18 protein-coding genes are annotated in these 22,284 nt (G+C 71.7%); 4 read left to right on the forward strand and 14 right to left on the reverse strand.

The window, feature by feature from the left end:
• From VIB11_RS17760 to VIB11_RS05715, 8 genes are read right to left on the reverse strand one after another with little or no spacing between them, the layout of a single operon-like run.
• Positions 1 to 111: a DUF6893 family small protein gene (locus VIB11_RS17760; RefSeq protein ID WP_414695764.1), complete on the reverse strand. Its 111-nt coding sequence runs from the start codon at positions 109 to 111 to the stop codon at positions 1 to 3.
• Complete coding sequence (locus VIB11_RS05685) at positions 108 to 638, reverse strand: hydrogenase maturation protease (protein WP_332029213.1); 531 nt, start codon at positions 636 to 638, stop codon at positions 108 to 110. Before VIB11_RS05685 ends, VIB11_RS17760 begins: the two co-directional genes overlap by 4 nt.
• The gene (locus VIB11_RS05690) at positions 635 to 1,924 is read right to left on the reverse strand and encodes a hypothetical protein (protein WP_332029215.1); all 1,290 of its coding nucleotides are present in this window, start codon (positions 1,922 to 1,924) and stop codon (positions 635 to 637) included. The genes VIB11_RS05685 and VIB11_RS05690 overlap by 4 nt, the downstream gene beginning before the upstream one ends.
• Positions 1,921 to 2,562 (reverse strand): DUF6084 family protein, encoded by a 642-nt coding sequence (locus VIB11_RS05695; RefSeq protein WP_332029217.1) that lies wholly within the window; start codon positions 2,560 to 2,562, stop codon positions 1,921 to 1,923. The genes VIB11_RS05690 and VIB11_RS05695 overlap by 4 nt, the downstream gene beginning before the upstream one ends.
• Positions 2,555 to 3,208, reverse strand: coding sequence for a DUF5947 family protein (locus VIB11_RS05700; protein ID WP_332029219.1), 654 nt, complete (start codon positions 3,206 to 3,208; stop codon positions 2,555 to 2,557). The genes VIB11_RS05695 and VIB11_RS05700 overlap by 8 nt, the downstream gene beginning before the upstream one ends.
• A complete protein-coding gene (locus tag VIB11_RS05705) occupies positions 3,205 to 4,065 on the reverse strand; it encodes a NifU family protein (protein ID WP_332029221.1) in 861 nt (286 codons plus the stop codon). Before VIB11_RS05705 ends, VIB11_RS05700 begins: the two co-directional genes overlap by 4 nt.
• A 13-nt stretch (positions 4,066 to 4,078) precedes the next feature.
• Positions 4,079 to 5,878, reverse strand: a complete 1,800-nt coding sequence (locus tag VIB11_RS05710) for a nickel-dependent hydrogenase large subunit (RefSeq protein WP_332029223.1) — start codon at positions 5,876 to 5,878, stop codon at positions 4,079 to 4,081.
• Between the two features lie 12 nt (positions 5,879 to 5,890).
• Positions 5,891 to 6,958, reverse strand: coding sequence for a hydrogenase expression protein HypE (locus VIB11_RS05715; RefSeq protein WP_332029225.1), 1,068 nt, complete (start codon positions 6,956 to 6,958; stop codon positions 5,891 to 5,893).
• Between the two features lie 250 nt (positions 6,959 to 7,208).
• On the opposite strand from VIB11_RS05715, the gene VIB11_RS05720 reads away from it, so the two are divergent.
• Positions 7,209 to 7,703, forward strand: a complete 495-nt coding sequence (locus tag VIB11_RS05720; protein WP_332029227.1) for a helix-turn-helix domain-containing protein — start codon at positions 7,209 to 7,211, stop codon at positions 7,701 to 7,703.
• Positions 7,704 to 7,716: 13 nt separating this feature from the next.
• Here the strand turns inward: VIB11_RS05720 and VIB11_RS05725 are convergent, their stop codons facing one another.
• The 3 genes from VIB11_RS05725 to ileS form a co-directional block, all read right to left on the reverse strand.
• Positions 7,717 to 9,108 (reverse strand): bifunctional folylpolyglutamate synthase/dihydrofolate synthase, encoded by a 1,392-nt coding sequence (locus VIB11_RS05725; RefSeq protein WP_414695765.1) that lies wholly within the window; start codon positions 9,106 to 9,108, stop codon positions 7,717 to 7,719.
• Positions 9,109 to 9,298: 190 nt separating this feature from the next.
• Entirely contained in the window at positions 9,299 to 11,383 is a 2,085-nt protein-coding gene (locus VIB11_RS05730) for a M14 family metallopeptidase (RefSeq protein WP_332029229.1), read from the reverse strand.
• A gap of 191 nt (positions 11,384 to 11,574) precedes the next feature.
• Positions 11,575 to 14,850: an isoleucine--tRNA ligase gene (ileS, locus tag VIB11_RS05735; RefSeq protein WP_332029231.1), complete on the reverse strand. Its 3,276-nt coding sequence runs from the start codon at positions 14,848 to 14,850 to the stop codon at positions 11,575 to 11,577.
• A 326-nt stretch (positions 14,851 to 15,176) separates the two neighbouring features.
• Here ileS and VIB11_RS05740 point away from each other — a divergent pair, with 326 nt between their 5' ends.
• Positions 15,177 to 16,535: an FAD-binding oxidoreductase gene (locus VIB11_RS05740; RefSeq protein ID WP_332029232.1), complete on the forward strand. Its 1,359-nt coding sequence runs from the start codon at positions 15,177 to 15,179 to the stop codon at positions 16,533 to 16,535.
• Here VIB11_RS05740 and VIB11_RS05745 read toward each other — a convergent pair.
• Positions 16,523 to 17,281: a cation-transporting P-type ATPase gene (locus VIB11_RS05745; protein ID WP_332029234.1), complete on the reverse strand. Its 759-nt coding sequence runs from the start codon at positions 17,279 to 17,281 to the stop codon at positions 16,523 to 16,525. The two genes, VIB11_RS05740 and VIB11_RS05745, sit on opposite strands and share 13 nt — an antisense overlap.
• A 191-nt stretch (positions 17,282 to 17,472) precedes the next feature.
• On the opposite strand from VIB11_RS05745, the gene VIB11_RS05750 reads away from it, so the two are divergent.
• Positions 17,473 to 18,012, forward strand: a complete 540-nt coding sequence (locus VIB11_RS05750) for an NUDIX hydrolase family protein (protein ID WP_332029236.1) — start codon at positions 17,473 to 17,475, stop codon at positions 18,010 to 18,012.
• 105 nt (positions 18,013 to 18,117) lie between these two features.
• On the opposite strand, the gene VIB11_RS05755 is transcribed toward VIB11_RS05750, so the two are convergent.
• The gene (locus tag VIB11_RS05755; protein WP_332029238.1) at positions 18,118 to 18,870 is read right to left on the reverse strand and encodes a lysophospholipid acyltransferase family protein; all 753 of its coding nucleotides are present in this window, start codon (positions 18,868 to 18,870) and stop codon (positions 18,118 to 18,120) included.
• Positions 18,871 to 18,938: 68 nt separating this feature from the next.
• Between VIB11_RS05755 and valS the strand changes: the two genes are divergently transcribed.
• Positions 18,939 to 21,566: a valine--tRNA ligase gene (gene valS, locus VIB11_RS05760; RefSeq protein ID WP_332029240.1), complete on the forward strand. Its 2,628-nt coding sequence runs from the start codon at positions 18,939 to 18,941 to the stop codon at positions 21,564 to 21,566.
• Here the strand turns inward: valS and VIB11_RS05765 are convergent.
• Entirely contained in the window at positions 21,497 to 22,198 is a 702-nt protein-coding gene (locus tag VIB11_RS05765; RefSeq protein ID WP_332029242.1) for a hypothetical protein, read from the reverse strand. The genes valS and VIB11_RS05765 overlap by 70 nt on opposite strands.
• Between the last annotated feature and the right edge of the window lie 86 nt (positions 22,199 to 22,284).

A 22,284-nucleotide genomic window follows, 5' to 3' on the forward strand; every position in this document is an offset into this window, starting at 1 on the left:
TCACATCCGGCGCAGCTCGAGGTAGCGCTTCAGGTCCGGGACCATCTGGACCACCACGAAGGCGGCCGCTGCCAGGACCAGCGCCAGCAGTGACTTCCGGAACATGGTCATCTCCTCACTGTCCCCCGCGTCTGGACCGATGTGAACCCTCTTTCGGCGGAGTCGGAGACGCTCGCCACGTGGTCGAGGACCAGCCGCCCTGCCTCCGGGACCCTGGAGGCCACGAGGTCGGTGAGGCCGATGCCGTCGTCCAGCGACGCCGGCTCGCAGCCGACCACCGTGACCCGCCCGAGCTGGCCTCCGAGTGCCGGCACGAGGGCGAGCACCGCCTCCGGCGCCATGTCGTGGGCGTCCACCACCGCCGCGCCGACCGGCAGGGACGCCAGGTCGGGCTGGACCACGTACAACGTCCCGGGCGGCCCGTCGCGGTGCATCGTGTCGACGAGCACGAGATCGTCGTAGCCGTCGAGCAGCTCGTACGCGAGGTGCACGCTCCGGATCCCGAAGTCCTTGACCACCAACCAGTCCGGCCACTCCTGGGCGCCGTGCTCGGCCAGCCACCCGATGACGGCGCTGCCGAAGCCGTCGTCACACCGGAAGATGTTGCCCACACCCGCCACCAGCATGCTCCCGGTCATGTCACCGCTCCCAGGGGCTCGACCTCGTCCGGCGCGAAGTAGAGGTAGCGCCCGTGGGCGACGGCGAGGTCCAGGCCTTCGTCGTCCTCGAGCACGACGGCGAGGTGGTCCGCTCCGTCGACGTCGTGCATGACCCGGGCGACGAGCGCCGTGCGGCCCGCCAGGAAGATGTCCTGCGCATCGGCACGCCGGCCACCGGGTCGCAGCAGCACCCTGCTCCCCTGCCGCACCGGCACACCAGCGACCTCGATGCTGTCCTCCTGCTCGCCGGGCTCGACCCGCCTGGCGGTCGCCGAGAGGTAGCGCACCGCTCCGTGCAGACGGTCCAGCACGTCCTGGGGCAGCCCCTCGACCTGCCGCAGCAGGTCTGCGGTGTGGGGGTCGGTGCCCCGGACCGCGCGCTTCTCCTCCTCGGTCAGGGTGAGGGTGCGCAGGCTCAGCATCTCGTCCATCTCGGTCGCGTCGAAGAACGCCGTGGCGCTCTCGGGGGCGACCTGCGGGTGGTCGGGCAGGATGATCGGCGAGCACAGGACCATGTCGCGGCTGCCCGGCGCCCCGGCGAGCGCCGGCCACAGCCCCTCGCTCGGCGACTCCGCCACGAGGCGGCTCGCCCACTCGGGCGGGTCGGTCATGGAGAGGAAGGTGCCGCCCTCGAGCCGGAGGACGAGGTGGACTGCGACGAGCGAGGACCGCAGGGCCTCCTCGCGAGGTGCCGGGACGTCGCCCTTGTACTCGGTGCCGTTGCGCACCTCGACGCGCAGGCGCGTCACGCCGTGAGGCCCCTCGACCGGGTCGGCAGCCAGGGCCAGGACCACGCGCAGCGGTCGGGACTCCCGGGTGAGCCGGCCACCGGGCACTGCCTCGACGGACCGGTCGCCCGCCACGTCGAAGGTCCGGCACAGGCCGCCGCCCACGAGCGCCCTCACCGCTGCCGGGAGGTCGAGCTCGCGGGCCAACGCCTCCTCGAACGGCAGGTATGCCGTGTCGCCGGCCTCGAGCACGGCCACGTCCTCGTAGTTCTCGCCGGCGCCCCGCTGCACGGTGCGGCTGCTGACCTGGAGGAAGCGCGCGCGGACCTCCAGCGTCGGGGAGCGACCCTCCACGAGCAGCTGGGCGAGCACGCGCGATCGCTCGGAGGGCTCCACCGCGGCCACGCGTTCCGGGACGAGGACCCCGAACTGCCAGCGCACCCGGTTCTTGGCGTCGTTCGCGCGGTACGGGTAGAGCGCGTAGCCCTCGTACAGCACCGCGTCGGCGACCGGCCGGACCTCCTCGAACGTCGTCACTCCCCCGCCTCCTTCAGCAGGTGACGGACCGCGTCGTCCCACGTGAGCAGCGCGTTGGCACTGCGGTAGCGGTACAGCGCGTCGAACGTGTCACGGCTCAGCCGCAGCCACGCCGACCCCGGGAAGTGCTGGTCCATCGCCTCGCGCCAGACCTCGACCGGCAGGCCGAACGACGCCTCGAGGTCCCACGGGATCGGCAGCACGGTCAACCCCTCCGGTCGGTGGACGAACCAGGTGCCGCTGAACAGCAGGAGGAGCGGGGCCACACCCTCCTCGAGGGCGTAGAGGTACTTGTGCGCGGCGACGTCGAAGTCGTAGCTGCACGGCAGCGCGAGCGTGACCTCGGTGGCGCCCGTGAACGTCGGGACCATGTGGCTCAGGTGCGCGAGCTGCAGCGGCTTGAGCGTGTCCGCCCACCGCACCCGCGCACCGAAGAGGTCCGCGAGGGCCGCGGCTTCCTCGTCGTCGTAGCGGCGTCGGTGCGGCTCGATCCTGACCTGGCAGCGCAGCGCGATGGCGTGCACCGTCGCGCCGGTGACCTCGCGGACCCGCAGCCGCAGCAGCACCGTCGGCGACGCGGCATACGGGTCGGCCCGGGCGTCCAGGCACGTGAGCTCCAGCCCACCCGGCTCAGCCATGGACCGTCTCCCCCTCGCGCGAGACCGAGCGGCTGCGTCCAGCGAGGTCCGCGAAGAACGCCTCGATGGCCCGCCAGACCTCCTTGCCCCCGCCGAGCCCCACCCAGTCGCGCCGGACCAGCCCGACGAGGGCGTAGCAGACGTCGATCGGCACGAGGTAGCACTCGATGCCCGCCGCGCTCCTGCGCAGCAGGACGGCCTCGACGTCCGCCTCGACGGTGCGCAGCACGGGGTTGGCCTCCTGCACGGCATCCCAGCTGGACAGGTCGAGCAGCGACTCGGTGGCGCCGCCCGGGCCCGGGTAGCAGGCCGCGTGGTGATCGGCCGAGGCCTGGCGGAACACGAACACCAGGTCCACGGGGATCTGCAGGTCGTCCCACTGGCCCTCGCTGATGGCGACGCCCTCGACCCGGCGGACCGTTATCGGCAGTGCCCGGAACCTGCCTCCGCCGGCTCCGGCACCCGTGAACAGCAGGTGGCAGGGGCGGCACGCGCAGAGCAGCCGCTGGTGCTCGAGGTCGGCCACGTGGCCGTGCGAGGGGCCGACCTCGACCCCGCACAGCTCGCACACCTCGGCCTGCGCCGGCCGGGCCTCGGGCGATGGTCTCGTGCCGAGCCGGCGCAGTGCGGCGAGCCCGTCGCTCACGCCGCCACTCCCGGCACGAGCGCGATCTTCCAGCCGGTGCCGTCCGGGAGCAGCGGCAGCGGCTCGAGGTGCCCGCCCTCGGGGTCGGTGCCGCGACCGGCGAGCCGCACGTCGTAGACGGCCCCGCACGCGGCGCACGCCAGCTCGTCCCCGGCCAGGGGGCTGCCGCGCAGGCTGGCGGTGCACCGGGGGCACCGGTCGCGATAGGCGTATGCCGTGCCGGCCAGGTTCGCCAGCAGGACCGGCTGGCCCTCCACCTGCAGCACCGCCGTGCCGCCCGGCGGCGCGGTGCTCTCCAGGTGCGCCCACCTCGGCTCCGGACCGGAGGCGGTCGACTCCAGGCCGGGCCGCAGCCCGATCTGCAGCAGCGGTGGGCTGCCCTGTGCCACCACACCCGTCACCTCCACGGCGACGACTTCGGGCGCCGCCTCGAGCACCGCCCGCTCGACCGTCGTCGTCACCGTGACCGCCGACGACGGGCAGCCGTGGCAGCTGCCCTCGAGGGTCAGGTGCGCCACGCCCAGCTCGTCGACCTCGGTGAGCTCGACACCGCCGGCGTGCGAGCCGAGGTAGGGCCGCACGCGGTCCAGGGCCGCCTGGATGCGGGTGGCGACGTCATCGGGGTGCAGGTCGTGCAGCACCAGCAGGCTTCCCGTCACCGGGTCGTCGGCGAGGCTGCGCAGCAGCCCCGCCTCGCCGGCGAGGTCGACGACGCGCGCCAGCCCCACGGCATACAGGCCCATGAGCGCACGGACCAGCTCCTCGGCCCGCTCCATGGCGCGCTCGTCCCCCGTCGCACGGAACTCCTCCAGCAGGGCCTCGACGCGGGCGGAGCGCTCCTGCAGCTCGCGGTTCATGGGTCCTCCGCCGTCAGTAGGGCTGGACGCTCATCCCGGGCGAGTGCATCTGACGGACGACGCCCCCCTGGCCGGTCATCATGTGCACGCCGCAGGGCAGGCACGGGTCGAAGCTGCGGACCGCGCGCATGATGTCGATGCCCTTGAACGTCTCGGGCGGGTTCTCCTCGAAGATGGGCGTGTTCTGCACCGCGTCCTCGTACGGGCCGGGGGTGCCGTGGACGTCCCGCACGCTGCCGTTCCACGGGGTCGGCGGGTAGGGGTGGTAGTTCGCGATCTTCCCGTCACGGATCACCAGGTGGTGCGACAGGACGCCGCGGACGGCCTCGGTGAAGCCGACCGAGATCGCCTCCTCGGGCACCTCGAAGGGAGTCCACGTCTCGGTGCGGCCGGCCCGGACCTCGGCGAGGGCCTTGTCGACGAAGTGCAGCGCCAGGGCGGCCGTGTAGGCCTGGAAGTACGTCCGGGCCCGGTTGCGCTCGATGGCGTTGCTCCACCGCGGGATCCTCCACTCGAACGTCACCTCGGGCTTCAGCGCCGTCCGTGGCAGGGTGATGGTCACGCTGTGCCCGGTGGCCCTGACGTAGTCGGTGCTGACCAGGCCGGAGAGCGCCGTGGACCACAGTCGCGCGATGGGGCCGCCACCGGTGTCCAGCGCGAGGTGGTCGGTGCCGTCGAACCAGCGTGGCGACATCGTCCAGCTGTAGGCGCCGTCGAAGTCGCGCTTGGCGGGCTTGGGGAGCGTGTGCTGGTTCCAGGGGTGGCGGACGTCGATGGGGTTGCCGAGCGGGTCCTTCTCCACGAAGATCTCGTGCCCGCCCTCGCCCCAGTCCTCGTAGAACGAGTGGCCGAGCAGGATCCGCAGCCCGAGGTTGATGTCGACGAGGTTGTTGGTGACCAGCTTCCCGTCGACGACGACCCCTGGGGTGACGAACATGTTGTGGCCCCAGTCGTTCATCCTGCGATAGGTGAAGTCGCAGACCGCCGGGTCGTTCAGCGCCCCCCAGCAGCCGAGCAGCACGCGCCGCTCGCCGACGTGCTCGTAGCCGGGCAGGGCCTCGTAGAAGAAGTCGAAGAGGTCGTCGTGCAGCGGAACGACCTTCTTCATGAACTCCACGTAGCGCATCAGCCGCGTCAGGTAGTCGGTGAAGAGCTGCACGGTCGCGACCGTCCCGACGCCTCCGGGATACAGCGTGGAGGGGTGGACGTGGCGTCCCTCCATCAGGCAGAACATCTCGCGGGTGTAGCGGCTGACGTGCAGGGCCTCCCGGTAGAACTCACCCTCCAGGGGGTTGAGCGAGCGCATGATGTCGCCGATGGTCCGGTACCCGTGCTCCGCTGCGTGCGGCGCCTCCGTGGTGTTCGCCCGCTCGAGCACACCCGGGTTGGTCTCCTTGACCATGCGCTCGCAGTAGTCCACCCCGACCAGGTTCTCCTGGAAGATGTTGTGGTCGAACATGTACTCGGCGGCCTCGCCGAGGTTGATGATCCACTCGCCCAGATGCGGCGGCGCGATGCCGTAGGCCATGTTCTGGGCGTAGACCGAGCAGGTCGCGTGGTTGTCCCCGCAGATGCCGCAGATGCGGCTGGTGATGAAGTGCGCGTCGCGGGGGTCCTTGCCGCGCATGAAGATGCTGTAGCCCCGGAAGATCGACGAGGTGCTGTGGCACTCCCGGACCTCCTTGGCCTTGAAGTCGATGGTGGCGTAGATCCCGAGGCTGCCGACGATGCGGGTGATCGGGTCCCAGGCCATCTCGACGACGTCGGTCTCTGCGTGCTGCGCCCCAGCCCTGCGGCTCTGTGTCGTGGTCATGTCCTGCCTCGCCTACCAGGTCCTCGTGTGGCCGGTCGTGAGCGTGCTGCCCTTGGCACGCCACTGGGGCTCCTTGTCCACGGTCTTGGCCGTGATGCCCCGGAGCCGGCGGATCACGGTGCCGTACACCGTGCTGGCGGCAGCCGAGACCTTGCTGCCCGGCGGCTCGTCCATGAAGGGCATGAACTTGTCCGGGAAGCCGGGCATGGTGCACGCGATGCAGATGCCACCGACGTTCGGGCAGCCGCCCACACCGTTGATCCAGCCGCGTTTGGGGACGTTGCACTTCACCACCGGCCCCCAGCACCCGAGCTTGACCAGGCACTGCGGCGTCCCGTACTCGGTCGCGAACTCGCCCTGCTCGTAGTAGCCCGCACGGTCGCACCCCTCGTGCACCGTCGCCCCGAACAGCCACTGGGGCCGCAGCTGGTCGTCGAGCGGGATCATCGGGGCCTGCCCAGCCACCTGGTAGAGCAGGTAGACCAGGGTCTCCGAGAGGTTGTCGGGGTGGATGGGGCACCCGGGGACGCAGACGATCGGCAGGCCTGCCTTCGACGTCCACGACCAGCCCAGGTAGTCCGGCACCCCCATGGCCCCTGTCGGGTTGCCCGCCATCGCGTGGATGCCGCCATAGGTCGCGCAGGTGCCGACCGCCACGATCGCGGTCGCCTTCGGCGCCAGCCGGTCCAGCCACTCGGAGGTCGTCATCGGCTGCCCGGTCAGCGGGTTGTTGCCGAAGCCGCACCAGTAGCCCTCGGACTTGATCGCCTCGTTGGGGATCGAGCCCTCCACGACGAGCACGAAGGGCTCGAGCTCGCCGCGGTCCGCCTTGTGCCACCACTCGATGAAGGTGTCCGCACCCTGCTCGGGCCCGCACTCGAAGTCGATGAGGGGCCAGTGCACCTGGATGCGTGGCAGGCCGGGCAGGGCGCCCAGCACGATCTCCTCGATGCTGGGCTGGGTGGCCGCGGTGAGCGCGACGGAGTCCCCGTCGCAGCTGAGCCCGCCGTTCATCCAGAGGATGTGGAGCGGAGCGGCCTCCCCGGCCGTCGAGTCCTGTTTCTCCGCCGTCGTCGTCATGAGACTGCCGCCTTCCGTCGCAGAACGCGCGGTGCTTGCGACCACGGTCGGCCACGACTGGCCGGCCCCCCGACTCCCGCAAGACGCCTCTCACCCGAGGCTACGACTGCAGCGGACACTTGTGTCCGGTCATTTCTGCGGCAATCGGGGATTCCGGGATTGGCCGAATGCGCTACGGCCGCGGGACCTTTCGCAGAGCGCGCGGGAGCGTCTACGGTCGAAGCACTACGCCCATCTCCGGGGGTGGCGCATGAACGGCCGGGACGACGCACCCCAGCTCTGGGTCTCACCCGTCATGGTGGTCACGCGGACCTTCCCGGCGCGTCCGGCCTCGTGGGCCGAGGCCCGCGACTTCCTCCACCAGAACCTGTCACGGGGGGATGCACCCGAGGCCACGACGTCGGCGGTGCAGACCGCCATCGGGGAGGCCCTCCTGGCGGCTGCCGGCACGAGGGATCCCGCCTTCCAGGTCTCGGTGCGGCTCTTCCCCGACGGCTTCGAGATCGAGGTGCTGGGTGGAAGCGCCGCGCGCCCCGCCGTCGCGGGCTCGACGGACGACGTCCCCGTCGCGCCGCGCTCCGTCGCCGGGTGGCTGTCGGCCGCCCTGGAGGCGGAGGGTCTCTCCCAGGAGCAGGCAGCCCGGCGGCTGGGCGTGTCAGTCCGCACGGTGGGGCGCTGGGTGCGCGGCGAGACCGAGCCGCGTCTGCGGGAGATGCGCCGGCTCACCGAGGTGTTCGGCGAGTAGGTCCGTGGGCCCGTCAGACCTCGGTGGCGCCGAGCAGCATGCGCACCTCCGCGGCCGTGGTGACCGAGCCGGTGGCCAGGACCCCGCCGCTCACGCCACCGCCCTCGTCCGCCAGCCCGGCGGCGACGTCGAGGGCGTCGGGCAGCTCGTGGATGACGGTCACGCGGTCCTCGCCGAAGATGTCTGCTGCGAGCTCGCCGAGGTCCTCCGGCCGCATGGCCCGCGGGGAGGTCGTGCGCGTCACCACGACGTGGTCGAGCACCGGCTCGAGGATCTCGAGCATCTCGGTGGCGGGCTTGTCCTTGAGGATCGCGACGACGCCGACGATGCGGGCGAAGTTGAAGGAGTCCTCGAGGGCGTTCCTCAGCGCGAGTGCGCCCGCGGTGTTGTGGGCAGCGTCGACGATCACCGTCGGGGAGCGCCGGACGATCTCCAGGCGGCCCGGCGACGCGACCGCTGCGAGCCCTGCTCGCACGACCTCCGGGTCGAGGCGCTGCTCCCCGCCGCCGAGGAAGGCCTCCACCGCCGCGAGGGCGACGACGGTGTTGTGGGCCTGGTGGGCGCCGTGCAGCGGGAGGAACAGGTCGTCGTAGTCGCCGCCCAGACCGCGTATCGACAGCTGCTGGCCGCCCACGGCGAGGTCGCGGGTGAGCAGGCCGAAGTCGTTGCCCTCGAAGGAGATGCGCGCACCCACCTCGCTGGCGCGGTGGGCCAGGACCTGGGCCACCTCCGGCTCCTGGACGCCCACGACGGCGAGTGACCCGCTCTTGATGATCCCGGCCTTCTCGGCGGCGATCTCGGTGACGTCGTTGCCGAGGAAGTGCTGGTGGTCCATGGCGATGGGCGTCACCACGGACACCGTGCCGTCCGCGACGTTCGTGGCGTCCCAGCCGCCACCCATCCCCACCTCGACGATGGCGACGTCGACCGGCGCGTCGGCGAACGCGGCATACGCCACGGCCACGAGGACCTCGAAGAAGGTCATCCGGGGGCCGCCCTCGGTGGCCGACCTCGCGTCGACCATCTCGATGAACGGCAGGACGTCCTCGTAGGCGGCCAGGAACTTCTCGGGGCTGATCGGCTGGCCCGAGAGGGCGATCCGCTCCCGGATCGTGTGCAGGTGCGGAGAGGTGAAGCGCCCCGTCTTCAGCCCCATCTCGAGCAGGACCGACTCGATGATCCGGGTCGTCGACGTCTTGCCGTTGGTGCCGGTCAGGTGGATGACGGGGTAGCTGCGCTGCGGGTCGCCGAGCAGCTCCATCACGGCGGCGATGCGGTCGAGGTCCGGCTCGAGGTCGTGCTCGGGTGCGCGGGCGAGGATGGCCTTCTCGGCCAGCCGCATCCGCTTCATGACGTCGAGGTTGTGCTCGGCTTCGCGACGGGCGGCATCAGGTGCTGGGCTCACGGCCCCAGTCTCCCATCCGCCCCGGCGCCGGCCCCAATCCGAAGGGCCGTGGCCAGCCGCGGAGCCCCGGCAGCCGCAGCAGCCCCGGCAGCCGCAGCGGCCCCGGCAGCCGCAGCGGCCCCGGCAGCCGCAGGGGCCCGGGCGACCAGCACCCGGGCCCCGCAGCACACACTCACCTGGTGAGTGTGTCTCAGTCCTTCTCGCGCTTGCAGGCGTTGCCGACGTCGACGCTCTCGCCGCGGTCGACGACGACCGTCCTGCTGGAGACCACGCGGCCTCCCTGCGTGGCGCAGGACAGCGTCCAGGCCTCCTTGACCCCGGTGTAGGACGCCGGCGTCGGCGAGCCGAACACCACCTCGCCCGTCCAGTCGCTGGTGTCTCCACCCTCGTAGTTGTTGAGCTCGATGGTGTACGTCCCCGGCACCGGGTCGATCAGCAGCGCGACCTCGGGGTCGGCGAGGCTGGCGGCCGAGGCGACCTGGCGCCCTTGGGAGTCGTAGACGTAGACGTCCCAGTCGACGCCTGCATCCGGCCACTCGACCCGCACCTCGGCCTTGCCGTTGTCGTGGGCAGGCATGCCCTCGACCGTGAAGGTGGCGTACTCCGAGGCTCCTTCAGCGGGCGTTCCCGCCGGGTTGACCAGGCCCTGCTTCGGCTGCGGCGGCGCCATGGGGTCGCGGCCGTAGCGACCGGCGACATACGGCCGGGTGGAGGGGTTGACGGCCCAGCTGAAGGCCCCGCCCTCGGTGCGCAGCGAGCTCGTCAGCGTGTCCGTCACGACGATCGGGTCGCCCACGGAGCCGTCCGGCTGGATGACCGGCGAGGTCATCGACTGGAACTGCTTGCGCACCGTCAGCACCCGCCCTGCTGGGGCCCTGCCCGTGATCGTCGAGTGGTGGGCCGCGTCGACCGTCGCCTCCGCCATGCGGTAGTAGGCCTCGCGGTTGCCGCCCTTCCCGGCCCCGGCTGCAGGCTCGAGGCCGAGGTACTCGGCGACCACCCCGGTCTCGTAGGCCGGGTGGAAGCTGTCCGGGCCGATCTCGAAGGTGAAGCCGAGCCCGCCCGTCTGCCAGTAGCTCCAGTCCTCGGTGGAGCCGGAGGTGTCGTAGAGCTGGAAGGAGGCCCAGTTGGCGTAGTCGTTGGCGGCGGTCATCTCGCCTCCGAGCGCCTTGTAGAGCGGCTCGTCGGGCGAGAACCCGGTCGCCAGGATCGACGGCGGCCGGAGCACCAGGTTGCTGTAGGTGTGGTTGGTGATGAGGTTCGTCACCTGACGGCCCGAGATGAGCTTGCGGATGTTGTCGCTCTCGGGGGTGTCCCCCGGGGCGTCGCCGCGGTAGGTGTCGCTGCTCCAGCTGGCGCTGGCGCCCGGGCCACCCCAGAAGCCGGGGTAGTTGCGGTTGGGGTCGGTGCCACGCAGGCGACCCGCCGGGTTGTCGCTGCACGTGCCGCCGAGGTACTGCGCCGGGGTCCTCACGGAGATGGAGCAGTTCTTGCGCTTCATCTCGTAGTCGAAGACGCTGAAGTCGCCCAGGGGGCTGGCGGAGCGGCTGATGCTGAAGCCGTCGACGTTGACGACGGGGACGATGATGGTCCGGCTCTTGCGGACCACCTTGGTCGCCCGCGCGTCGGAGCCGAAGCTCTCCAGCAGGTCGTAGGCGAACTCCATGCTGTGCTCGACCGAGGGCCACTCGCGCGCGTGGTGGGCGCCCATCATGAGGAAGACCGGCTTGCCGTCCTCGATGGTGGCGGCGTCGGTCGTGATCTCGATGCCCCGGACCGTGCGGCCCTCGACGCTCTTGTTGGGCAGCGTGAGCCGGCGGACCAGCCGGGGGTACTTCCTGGCGAGGGCGTCCATCTCCGCGTTGACCTCGTCGAGCGTGCGGTAGGAGGTGCTCCCGCTCGGCAGCGGCGACGAGGCGACCCTCGCGGCATACGCCTTGTCCGCCTCGGCGGCCCTGCGCATCGTGGCGCGGAGGTCTGCGTCGCGGACGGTCCAGGTGAACCCGGCGTCCCGCAGGCGCTTCGCGTCGGCGTCGCTGTGCAGCACGACCTCCACCCCGCGGGTGTCGCCGTGCTCGGTGGTGTCGAGGCCGAGGCTGTTGACGCGGCTGCGCTGCGCCTGGCTCGGGGCGTTGACGTGGACGACCTGGACGGGCGCGTCGGGCGTGCGCGGCATGGCGTGCGCGACCGAGAGCCCCGCCCCACTCAGTGCGATCGAGGCTGCGGCGGCGCAGGTGAGCACCCTCCTCGCGCCTCGGGCAGGTACAGACTTCATGGGCTGCTCCCCTGGTGTGAGGTCCGTCACGTGCGACGGACCCGCCCGAGGCTAGGACGCGGAACCGGGGCTCGCCACCGGGGAGCGAAGGCAAGCACGGCCTTCCTCAGCGAACGGGCCCCGGACGGGGGTTGGCGCAGTCTCCCGGTGGCAACCAACCCCCCGCCCCGTGAGCGGGACCTACCCGACGGTCAGAGCTTCATCACCTTGATCCGCACGGGCTGGCCCTCGCCCACCGTCGTCTCGACCACGTCGCCTCGGGACGGCAGCGCCTCGAGCTGGGGCGCGGAGCCGAACTGGCTGGCCAGGGTCTCCTCCACGATCAGCGCCTGGTGGGCCACCGTGGCCTCCCAGACCTCCTGGTGACCGGTGACGGTGAGGCTGATCCGGTCGCTGACGTCGAGCCCGGCGTCGCGCCGGGCCTGCTGCACCGCACGGACGATGTCGCGGGCGAGGCCCTCCTGGGCGAGCTCGGGCGTCACCTCGGTGTCGAGGACGACGAACCCGCCTCCGGGCAGCATCGCGGTGGCCCGGGAGCCTCCTGCCGCCGACTCGTCGACGACGGTCTCGAGGGTGTACTCGCCCTCGACGAGGGCGAGCCCGCCCGAGGTGACGGTGCCGTCCTCGGCCACCGACCAGTCGCCGGTCTTGCTGCCCTTGATGGCCTGCTGCACGTCGCGGCCGAGGCGCGGGCCGGCCGCGCGGGCGTTGACGGTGAGCCGCTGGGAGACGCCGAAGTCGGACTGGCTGGCCTCCGACACGTCGCGCAGGGTGACGGTCCGGACGTTGACCTCGTCGGCGACGATCGCGCCGAAGTCCTTCAGCGACGCGGCATCCTCGGCGACCACCGTGAGGTCGTTCAGCGGCAGACGCACCCGCAGGCTGTTCGCCTTGCGCAGCGACGAGGCCGTCGAGCAGATCTCGCGCGCGGTGTCCATCGCGGCGACCAGGGCGTGGTCCGCCGGGAGGTCCGAGGCCTCCGGCCAGTCGGCGAGGTGCACCGAGCGCCCGCCCGTCAGCCCGCGCCAGATCTCCTCGGTGGTGAGCGGCAGCAGCGGCGCGGCCACGCGGCACACGACCTCGAGGGCGGTGTACAGCGTGTCGAACGCCGCCTGCGCCACCGACCCGTCCGACCCTGCGGTGTCCCAGAACCGGTCCCGGCTGCGGCGGATGTACCAGTTCGTCAGGACGTCGAGGAAGGCACGGGTGGAGTCACACGCCCCGGCGATGTCGTAGACGTCGAGCTGGGCCTGCGCCTGCTCGACGAACTCGCGCAGCTTCGCGAGGAGGTAGCGGTCCAGCACGTCGGTGGACGCCGTCGACCACTTCGCCGTGTAGCCCTCGCCGCCGCCCGCGGCGTTGGCGTAGAGGCTGAAGAAGTACCAGGAGTTCCACAGCGGGATCAGCACCTGGCGGACGCCGTCGCGGATGCCCTGCTCGGTGACGACGAGGTTGCCACCGCGCAGGATCGGGCTGGACATGAGGAACCAGCGCATCGCGTCGGCGCCGTCCCGGTTGAAGACGTCGCGCACGTCGGGGTAGTTGCGCAGCGACTTGCTCATCTTCTGCCCGTCCGAGCCGAGCACGATGCCGTGGCTGACGCACGAGGAGAAGGCCGGCCGGTCGAACAGCGCCGTCGCGAGGATGTGCAGCGTGTAGAACCAGCCGCGGGTCTGCCCGATGTACTCGACGATGAAGTCACCCGGGAAGTGGTGCTCGAACCAGTCGGCGTTCTCGAACGGGTAGTGCACCTGCGCGAACGACATCGAGCCGGAGTCGAACCACACGTCGAGGACGTCCTCGACCCGGCGCATGGTCGACCGCCCGGTCGGGTCGTCCGGGTTGGGCCGGGTCAAGCGGTCGATGTACGGCCGGTGCAGGTCCTTGACCTCGACACCGAAGTCCCGCTCGAGCTCCTCGAACGAGCCGTAGACGTCGACCCGCGGGTGCTCCGGGTCGTCCGACTTCCAGACAGGAATGGGACTGCCCCAGAAGCGGTTTCGCGAGATCGACCAGTCGCGGGCGTTCTCAAGCCACTTGCCGAACTGGCCGTGCTTGACGTGCTCGGGAACCCAGGTGATCTGCTCGTTGAGCTCGAGCATGCGCTGCTTGATCTTGGTGACCTCGACGAACCACGACGACACCGCCATGTAGATCAGGGGTTCGCGACAGCGCCAGCAGTGCGGGTAGCTGTGGTCGTAGGTCTCGCGGCGCAGCAGCACCGTCCCCTCGGTGACCGCGCCGCGGTCACCCTCGCCCCGGGTCGCCGCCTTGAGGTGGTCGATGATCACCGGGTTGGCGTCGAACACGTGCAGGCCCTCGTAGTCGATGACCGGGAAGGTGAAGCGGCCGTCAGGGCCCACCGGCACGACCGGGGTGATGCCGTACTGGTCCGTGAGCTGCTTGTCCTCCTCACCGAACGCGGGCGCGATGTGGACGATGCCGGTGCCGTCCTCGGTGGTGACGTAGTCGGCGGGCAGCACGACGTGGGCCTTCTCGTGGCCCGCGAAGTACGAGAACGGCGGGGTGTAGCGGCGCCCGACCAGGTCGGCGCCCGTGAGCCGCTCGACGATGCGCTCCTCGAGCCCGTCGGGGTCGGAGCCGCCGAGCTCCTTGCGGTATGCCGCGAGGCGCGCCTCCGCGATGACGTACCGCTCCGTGGTGCCGGTGACGTCGGACTCGACCACCACGTAGTCGATGTCGGGCCGCACGGCCATGGCGAGGTTGGAGGGCACGGTCCACGGCGTGGTGGTCCACACCAGGGCGAGCTCGCCGGTCTCGAGCCGGTAGCCGATCGTCACGGCTGGGTCCTGACGGTTCTTGTAGACGTCGTCGTCCATCCGCAGCTCGTGGTTGGACAGCGGCGTCTGGTCGTTCCAGCAGTAGGGCAGGCAGCGGAAGCCCTCGTAGACCAGGCCCTTGTCGTAGAGCTGCTTGAACGCCCAGATGACGCTCTCCATGTACTGCGGGTTCAGCGTCTTGTAGTCGTTGTCGAAGTCGACCCAGCGCGCCTGGCGGGTGACGTACTCGCGCCACTCCCCCGTGTACTTCAGCACCGAGCTGCGGCACTTGGCGTTGAACTCCTCGATGCCGATCTCGAGGATCTCCTCCTTGGTCTTGATGCCGAGCTGGCTCATGGCCTCGAGCTCGGCGGGCAGGCCGTGGGTGTCCCAGCCGAAGCGGCGCTCGACCCGCCTGCCGCGCATGGTCTCGTAGCGCGGCACGACGTCCTTGACGTACCCGGTCAGCAGGTGGCCGTAGTGCGGCAGGCCGTTGGCAAAGGGCGGGCCGTCGTAGAAGACGAACTCGTTGTCGCCGTCCTCCCCGGGCTCGCGGTTCTCGACCGAGGCCTGGAAGGTGCCGTCCTGGTCCCAGTAGCGGAGGATCCGCTCCTCGATCTCCGGGAAGCGGGGGCTCGCGGGCACACCGGTGCTGGTCGGGTCGCTGGAGACCTTCGGGTAGGTCATCGTCGGCAGGTCCTTCGTCGCTCGTGTCGCTTGTGGCTTCGCTCTTCGACACGAGGACGACGTCACCGGGTCACGCCCCGGCACCACCGCGGTACCACCTCGCTTGCCGCACCCCGCGTGCTGGCGCACGCGGCATACGACCGCTCTGGTCCAGGCTGTGACGGGCCCTCCCGTCCGGTTCTAGTGAGCAGTCGCCCTCCAGGGAGGGCGGTGCCGTTCTTCCGGAGGCTCGCCGGTGATGGCCGGGTCAGCGCCGTTGCCGCGATTCTACGGGAGCGGCCGCCGTGGTCGCGACGGAGATGGTCGCGTCCTCATAGGCTGCGGGGGTGGCACTGATCCCGACCTCCCTCAGCCAGCGGGTCGTGACCGACCCGGACGTCAAGGCGACGTATGCCGTGGACGAGTCGGTGGGCGCCGCGCCGCCCGGCGACTTCGAGGTGGTGCGCGCCCGGGACCTCGCCGACGTGGTCGAGGTCATGAGGCACGCGCACGAGACGCGGACCCCGGTCGTGCCGCAGGGCGCGCGCAGCAGCCTGACCGGCGGCTCCGTGGCGATCGAGGGCGGCATCGTGCTCAACGTCGAGGCGCTCGACGTCGTCAGCGAGGTCGACCCGCTCGAGGGTCTCGCGGTCGCCGGGCCGGGCGTCATCAACGCCGACCTCAAGGCGGCCGCCGCCCAGCAGGGCCTGTTCTACCCGCCCGACCCCGCCTCCTCGGCCTTCTGCACGATCGGCGGCAACGTCGCCACCAACGCCGGCGGGCTGTGCTGCGTGAAGTACGGCGTCACCGCGGACTACATCCGCGGGCTGCAGGTCGTGCTGCCCGGCGGTGAGGTGATCCGCACCGGCCACCGGACGGCCAAGGGTGTGGCCGGCCTCGACCTCACCGGGCTGTTCGTCGGCTCCGAGGGCACCCTCGGGGTCGTCACCGAGATCGTGGCCAGGGTCGTGCCCTCGCCCGACCCCGCCCTGACGGTCCTGGGCACCTTCGACTCGCTGCAGCCGGCGAGCGAGGCGATCAGCGCCCTGCGCCGCGAGCGTCACGTGCCGAGCCTGGTGGAGCTGATGGACCGCGCCTCGATCGCCGCGGTCCAGGCTCTGGCCGACTACGGCTACCCGGGCGACTGCGAGGCGGCGCTCATCGTGCAGTCCGACCGCCCCGGCCACACCGCCGAGGACGTCGCCCTCTACGCCGAGATCCTGGAGAAGGCCGGTGCCACCGAGGTCGCCGTGGCTGATGACCTGCAGGAGGCCGACCTGCTGCTCGCGGGACGCCGGGCGCTGAGCCCGGCGCTCGAGGCCAAGGGGCCCCGCTTCCTGGAGGACGTCTGCGTGCCGGTCGGCCGGCTCACCGACCTGATCCGCGAGGGCCAGGCGATCGCCGCCCGGCGCGGGCTGGAGATCACCATGTCGGGCCACGCCGGCGACGGTAACCTGCACCCGAGCATCTTCTTCGACGACGCCGACCCGGCCAGTCGCGAGAACGCCGAGGGCGCCTTCGGGGAGCTCGTGGCCCTGGCCCTGGAGTTCGGCGGCACGATCACCGGCGAGCACGGGGTCGGCTCGCTCAAGGCCAAGTGGCTGTCCCAGGAGCTCGGCGAGCGGGAGCTCGAGCGCCAGCGCGCGGTGAAGGCGCTGTTCGACCCGCGCGGCATCATGAACCCGGGCCGCGTCTACTGGTCCTGAACGCGACCAGCGGTCCTGCGTCCACGCCGAACGCGCCCCTGTGGGGGTTTGCCGCCCCGCTGGCGTCGGTGACCCCCCACGGCGGCGGGGTGCGGCGGGGGACCGTGCGCGAGCTCGCCGCGGGCGCGGGCCCGGAGGTGCTTGTCCAGCGCGTCGACCGCCAGGACGACTGCAGGTGAGACGAGGACGACGGCCCTGGCGACCACGACGGCGCGGGCCTCGCCCTCGACGACGAACGTGCCGGCATACAGGTTCTCGGCCTCGCCCACCGCGGACGCCGCGCTCTCGCCGGTCAGGAGGGAGGTGTCGACGAGCAGGCAGTTGGCCCTGTCGACGGTGGCATCCGCCGGCACCCGGTCGCCGCTCTCGAGCAGGAGCAGGTCGCCGAGGACGACCTCGTCGGCGTCGATGATCCGTCGGCGCCCGTCGCGGCGCACCGACACCCGCGTCGGGAGCATGGCCCGCAGGCGCTCCGCAGCCCGGTCGGCCCGGGCCTGCTGCACGAACGCGAAGACCGCGTTGAGGAGGATGACGGCGAAGATCGCGACCCCCAGCTCGGGCAGGCCGGCCAGCAGGGCCAGCGCCCCCGCCACCCACAGCATGAGGGCGAAGAAGTGGGTGAGCTCGCCGCCGAACCGGCGGACCACGGACGGACGGCGCAGCTCCGGGAGCCGGTTGGGGCCCTGCTCGGCGCGGCGGCGGGCGGCCTCGGTGCTGCTCAGCCCGCGCACGGCGGCCACGGTCATGCGCTGCCTCCTCCCGTCTCCCCCAGCATGTGGCGACGGCCACGCCCGAGGGAGGGGACAAGGTCCCCGAGGGCAGGGCGCCGCCGGCACGGGCCCGTGGGCCGGCCGGGTCCGACAGCCCGGGTCCGACCGGCCGCGTCCGACCGGTGTCAGCCCCCGCGCGTGCGCCCGGGGGCTGGTAGAAACACTGCATGAACCCGCTGGAGTTGGAGCGCAACGAGTCCTGGCTGACCCGCGAGGAGCTGGACGCGGCGCGGGAGCGGCTGCCCATCCTCTACGTCGACGCCGTGCCCGTGCGGGTCGACGCCACCGGTGCCATCACCCGCATCGGCCTGCTGCTGCGAGCCTCGAGCGAGGGCAGCATCAACCGCGAGCTCGTCTCCGGGCGCGTGCTGTACCACGAGCGGGTCCGGGATGCCCTGATCCGCCACCTCGAGAAGGACCTGGGCCCGATGTGCCTGCCGCGCATCCCTGCCAGCCCGCAACCGTTCACCGTGGCCGAGTACTTCCCCACGCCCGGGGTGACGCCGTACCACGACCCGCGCCAGCACGCCGTGTCGCTGGCGTTCATCGTGCCCGTGTCCGGCGACTGCTCACCGCAGCAGGACGCCCTCGACCTCGCCTGGCTGACCCCGGAGGAGGCGGCGGACCCCGAGCTCCTGCTCGACATGGACGGCGGCCACGGGGTGCTGCTGCGCCAGGCGCTCGCGCACGTCGGCCACGCCATCTGAGTCAGGTCGGCAGCCCGCGGCGGGTCCGCCCGACCTCCCGACCGCGACCCGAGGTCCCCGAGCCCACGGCACGGCGGGCGGCCGCCGGACCCCTGGGGCCCGGAGTCAGCTGTTGAAGCGGTCCGTGCGCCGGCGGCTGTCCTCCTCGTCCCGGGCGTACGCCTCCTCGGGCGTCGGCGCCTTCCCGCCCAGCCGCGCCGGGAGGTAGACGAGCTCGTCCCCGGTCAGCGGCGGGTAGTCCTCCTGGTCTCGGTGCAGCTGCTCGGTCATCCGCCGCTGGAGGAGCTCGTTGACCTCGTCGGCGTTGTCGCCGCGCTGCACGGGGATCGGCTCGCCCACCGTGATGAAGATCGGGATGTTGTGGCGGCCGAGCCGCTTGGGGTGGTCCTTGGTCCAGACCCGCTGCGAGCCCCAGATCGTGACGGGCAGGATCGGCACCCCCGCCGCCTGCGCCATGCGGACGGTGCCCGACTTGAACTCCTTGAGCTCGAACGAGCGGGAGATGGTGGCCTCGGGGAACACCCCGACGACCTCCCCCGCCTTCAGCGCCGCCACCGCCGCACGGAAGGAGCCGGCACCGGCGTGGCGGTCGACCGGGATGTGCATCATGGCCCGCATCAAGCGCCCGGCCACCGGATGCCCCCAGATCGACTCCTTGGCCATGAACCGCACGAGCCGCTTCGACGGGCGGGCGGCCAGGCCGGCATACGTGAAGTCCATGTAGCCGGTGTGGTTGATGGCCATCACCGCTCCCCCGTGACGCGGGACGTTGGCTGCCCCGTGGATACGGAACTTCAGGCCCTGCAGCCAGAAGACCAGGCGTGCCACGGCGATGATGAAGCGATAGACGGGGTCCATGGGCACACCCTAGGGGCGAGCCGGAACCGATTGGTATGCCGTGAGCGCCATCTGGGAAGATTCGGGCCATGACCCACCCCGCTCCCACACCCCGTGCCGCCACCATCCCGGACAGGCCCTCGATCGACGGGCTCGAGGACAAGTGGACGCAGGTATGGCGCGAGCAGGGCACGTACCGCTTCGACCGGCAGGCCGCGCTGTCGAAGGGTCGCGAGGCGGTGTTCTCCATCGACACCCCGCCGCCGACCGCGAGCGGGTCCCTGCACATGGGCCACGTGTTCTCCTACACGCACACGGACTGCATGGCCCGCTACAAGCGCATGGCCGGCTTCGAGGTCTTCTACCCGATCGGGTGGGACGACAACGGCCTGCCCACCGAGAAGCGGGTCCAGAACTACTACGGCGTGCGCGGCGACTCCACGCTGCCCTATGACGGTGCCTTCGAGCCGCCGTTCCGGGGCGATGCGAAGAGCCTCAAGGCCGCCGACCAGAAGCCCATCTCCCGGCAGAACTTCATCGAGCTGTGCGACGAGCTGACCGTCAAGGACGAGGAGGCGTTCGAGTCCCTGTTCCGGCGGCTCGGCTTCTCCCTCGACTGGGACATCAGCTACCGCACCATCGACGACCACTCACGCGCCACGGCCCAGCAGGCGTTCCTGCGCAACCTCGCCCGCGGGGAGGCGTACCAGTCGGAGGCACCCGGGCTCTGGGACGTCACCTTCCAGACCGCCGTCGCGCAGGCCGAGCTCGAGGCACGCGACTACCCCGGCCACTTCCACCGCGTGGCGTTCCACCGCACCGACGGTGGCGGCCCGGTCCACATCGAGACCACCCGCCCCGAGCTGATCCCCGCCGTGGTGGCGCTCATCGCCCACCCCGACGACGAGCGGTATGCCGCGCTGTTCGGCACCACCGTCACCTCGCCGCTGTTCGGGGTCGAGGTCCCGGTGCTGGCGCACCCGGCCGCCGAGCCCGACAAGGGCGCCGGCATCGCGATGTGCTGCACCTTCGGAGACCTCACCGACGTGCTGTGGTGGCGCGAGCTGCGGCTGCCGACCCGCTCGGTCATCACCCGCTCGGGCCGGATGCAGGCCGAGACCCCCGAGTGGCTCGCCAGCCACGAGGGCAAGCGTCTCTGGGACGCCGAGCTGAGCGGCCGCACCACGTTCAGCGCGCGGGAGGCGGTGGTGGCGGCCCTGCGCGAGTCCGGCGACCTCGACGGCGAGCCCACCGCCACGCAGCGCAAGGCGAACTTCTACGAGCGTGGCGAGAAGCCGCTGGAGATCGTCACCTCCCGCCAGTGGTACATCCGCAACGGTGGCCGGGACGCCGACCTCAACTCGGCGCTCATCGAGCGCGGCCGGCAGGTCGACTTCCACCCTGCCTTCATGCGCGCGCGCTACGAGAACTGGGTGTCCGGGCTCAACGGTGACTGGCTCATCAGCCGGCAGCGCTTCTTCGGGGTACCCATCCCGGTCTGGTACCCGCTCGACGAGAACGGCGAGCCGGTGCACGACAAGCCGCTCGTGCCCTCCGAGGACGCCCTCCCGGTCGACCCGGCGTCGCAGGCGCCCGAGGGGTACGACGAGACCCAGCGTGGCCGGGCCGGCGGGTTCGTCGGCGACCCCGACGTCATGGACACCTGGGCGACCTCCTCGCTCTCCCCGCAGATCGCGGCCGGCTGGCGCGGCGACGCCGAGCTGTTCGAGGCGGTCTTCCCGATGGACCTGCGCCCGCAGGCGCACGACATCATCCGCACCTGGCTGTTCGCGACCATGGTCCGCGCCCACTTCGAGCACGACAGCGTGCCGTGGCGCAACGCGGCCATCAGCGGCTGGATCCTCGACCCCGAGCGCAAGAAGATGAGCAAGTCCAAGGGCAACGTCGTCACGCCCGAGGACGTCGTCGTCGAGCACAGCGCCGACGCCGTGCGGTACTGGGCGGCCAGCGGTCGCCTCGGCACCGACGCCGCGTACGACACCGGCCAGATGAAGGTCGGCCGGCGCCTGGCCATCAAGGTGCTGAACGCCAGCAAGTTCGCCCTGTCCTTCGGCGAGGTGGAGGGCGACCTGCACGCCGCCGTCACCCACCCGCTGGACCGCTCGATGCTCGCCGCGCTGGGCGAGGTCGTGCAGAAGGCGACCGCCGGCTTCGAGGCCTGGGACTACACCCGCAGCCTCGAGGTGACCGAGTCGTTCTTCTGGACCTTCTGCGACGACTACCTCGAGCTCGTCAAGGACCGCGCCTACGGCGGCCAGGGCGAGGCGGCCGCCGCGTCCGCCCGAGCCGCGCTCAGGCTGGCCCTCGACGTGCTGCTGCGGCTGCTGGCCCCGTTCCTGCCCTACGCCACCGAGGAGGTCTGGTCGTGGTGGCACGACGAGTCGGTGCACCGCGCGCCCTGGCCGCTGGCCAGTGAGACCGCGACGCCGGAGGCCGGCGATCCCGGCGTCCTGGCGACCGTCGGCGAGGCGCTCGCCGGGGTGCGCAAGGCCAAGTCGGAGGCCAAGGTCGGCATGCGCTCCGAGGTGTCCCGCATCGAGCTGGCCGGGCCGGAGGGCTGGACCCAGCGGGTGCGCGCCGCCGAGGCCGACCTGCGGGCGGCAGGCCGCATCACCGGCGCCCTCGACTACGCGGAGGCGGAGATTCCCGAGGTCCGCGGTGCCGAGCTCATCCCGGTGGCGAAGCCGAAGGCCTGAACGCGGCGCAGGCCGTCGGGCTGGACGGCGATCCACGGGACGTCCCAGCCCGACAGCCGCAGCCTGCGGGCGGCGAACGTGTCCTGGTCGAGCGGGCTGACGAGCCCGGTGCCGGGATCGTAGACGTCGAGGACCCGGTCGCCGTCGCCGGGCAGGACGAGCACCACGTGCCGCGGCAGGATGGCGTTGCCGACGTAGAGCAGGGCCGGCTCACCGTCGCCGACGACCTCGACGAGGCGCTGGTGCGCGGCCCGGCGGGCGGTCCGGGTGGCACTGCGCAGGACCTCCACCTCGTAGGTCGTGCTGCGGCGGGCGGCGCCGAACTCGAGCTCCTTCTTGGCGCCCCACGGCGGAGTGCCGAGGCGCCGGGGCCACGGCAGGTTGAGCCGGTGCCCACCGGCATAGAGGCCGTTCGTGCGCTTCATCACGACCCGCTCGTACGCGGCGAACCGCTCTGTCTCCGTGGCGCCCTCGGGGGCGTCCCCGCGGGCGCCCTCACCCGTGACGATCCAGTGGGCGAACTGCGGGTTGACCAGCATCCGGGCCACGGTCAGGCAGGCCGAACCGCAGGTGACCGGGCTCTGCTGCACCGGCCCCTGGTCGCCGGCGCGCAGCCTGAACGCCATGCTCATGGGGCCATCCTGTCCGGTCCCCGGTCCGCCGTCCACCAGGCGCGGGGCAGGGCACTCGGGGCCTCGCGCGTCATCGCGTCGTGACC

The sequence above is a fragment of the Pedococcus sp. genome (assembly GCF_036554925.1).
Classification (GTDB): Bacteria; Actinomycetota; Actinomycetes; order Actinomycetales; family Dermatophilaceae; genus Pedococcus_A.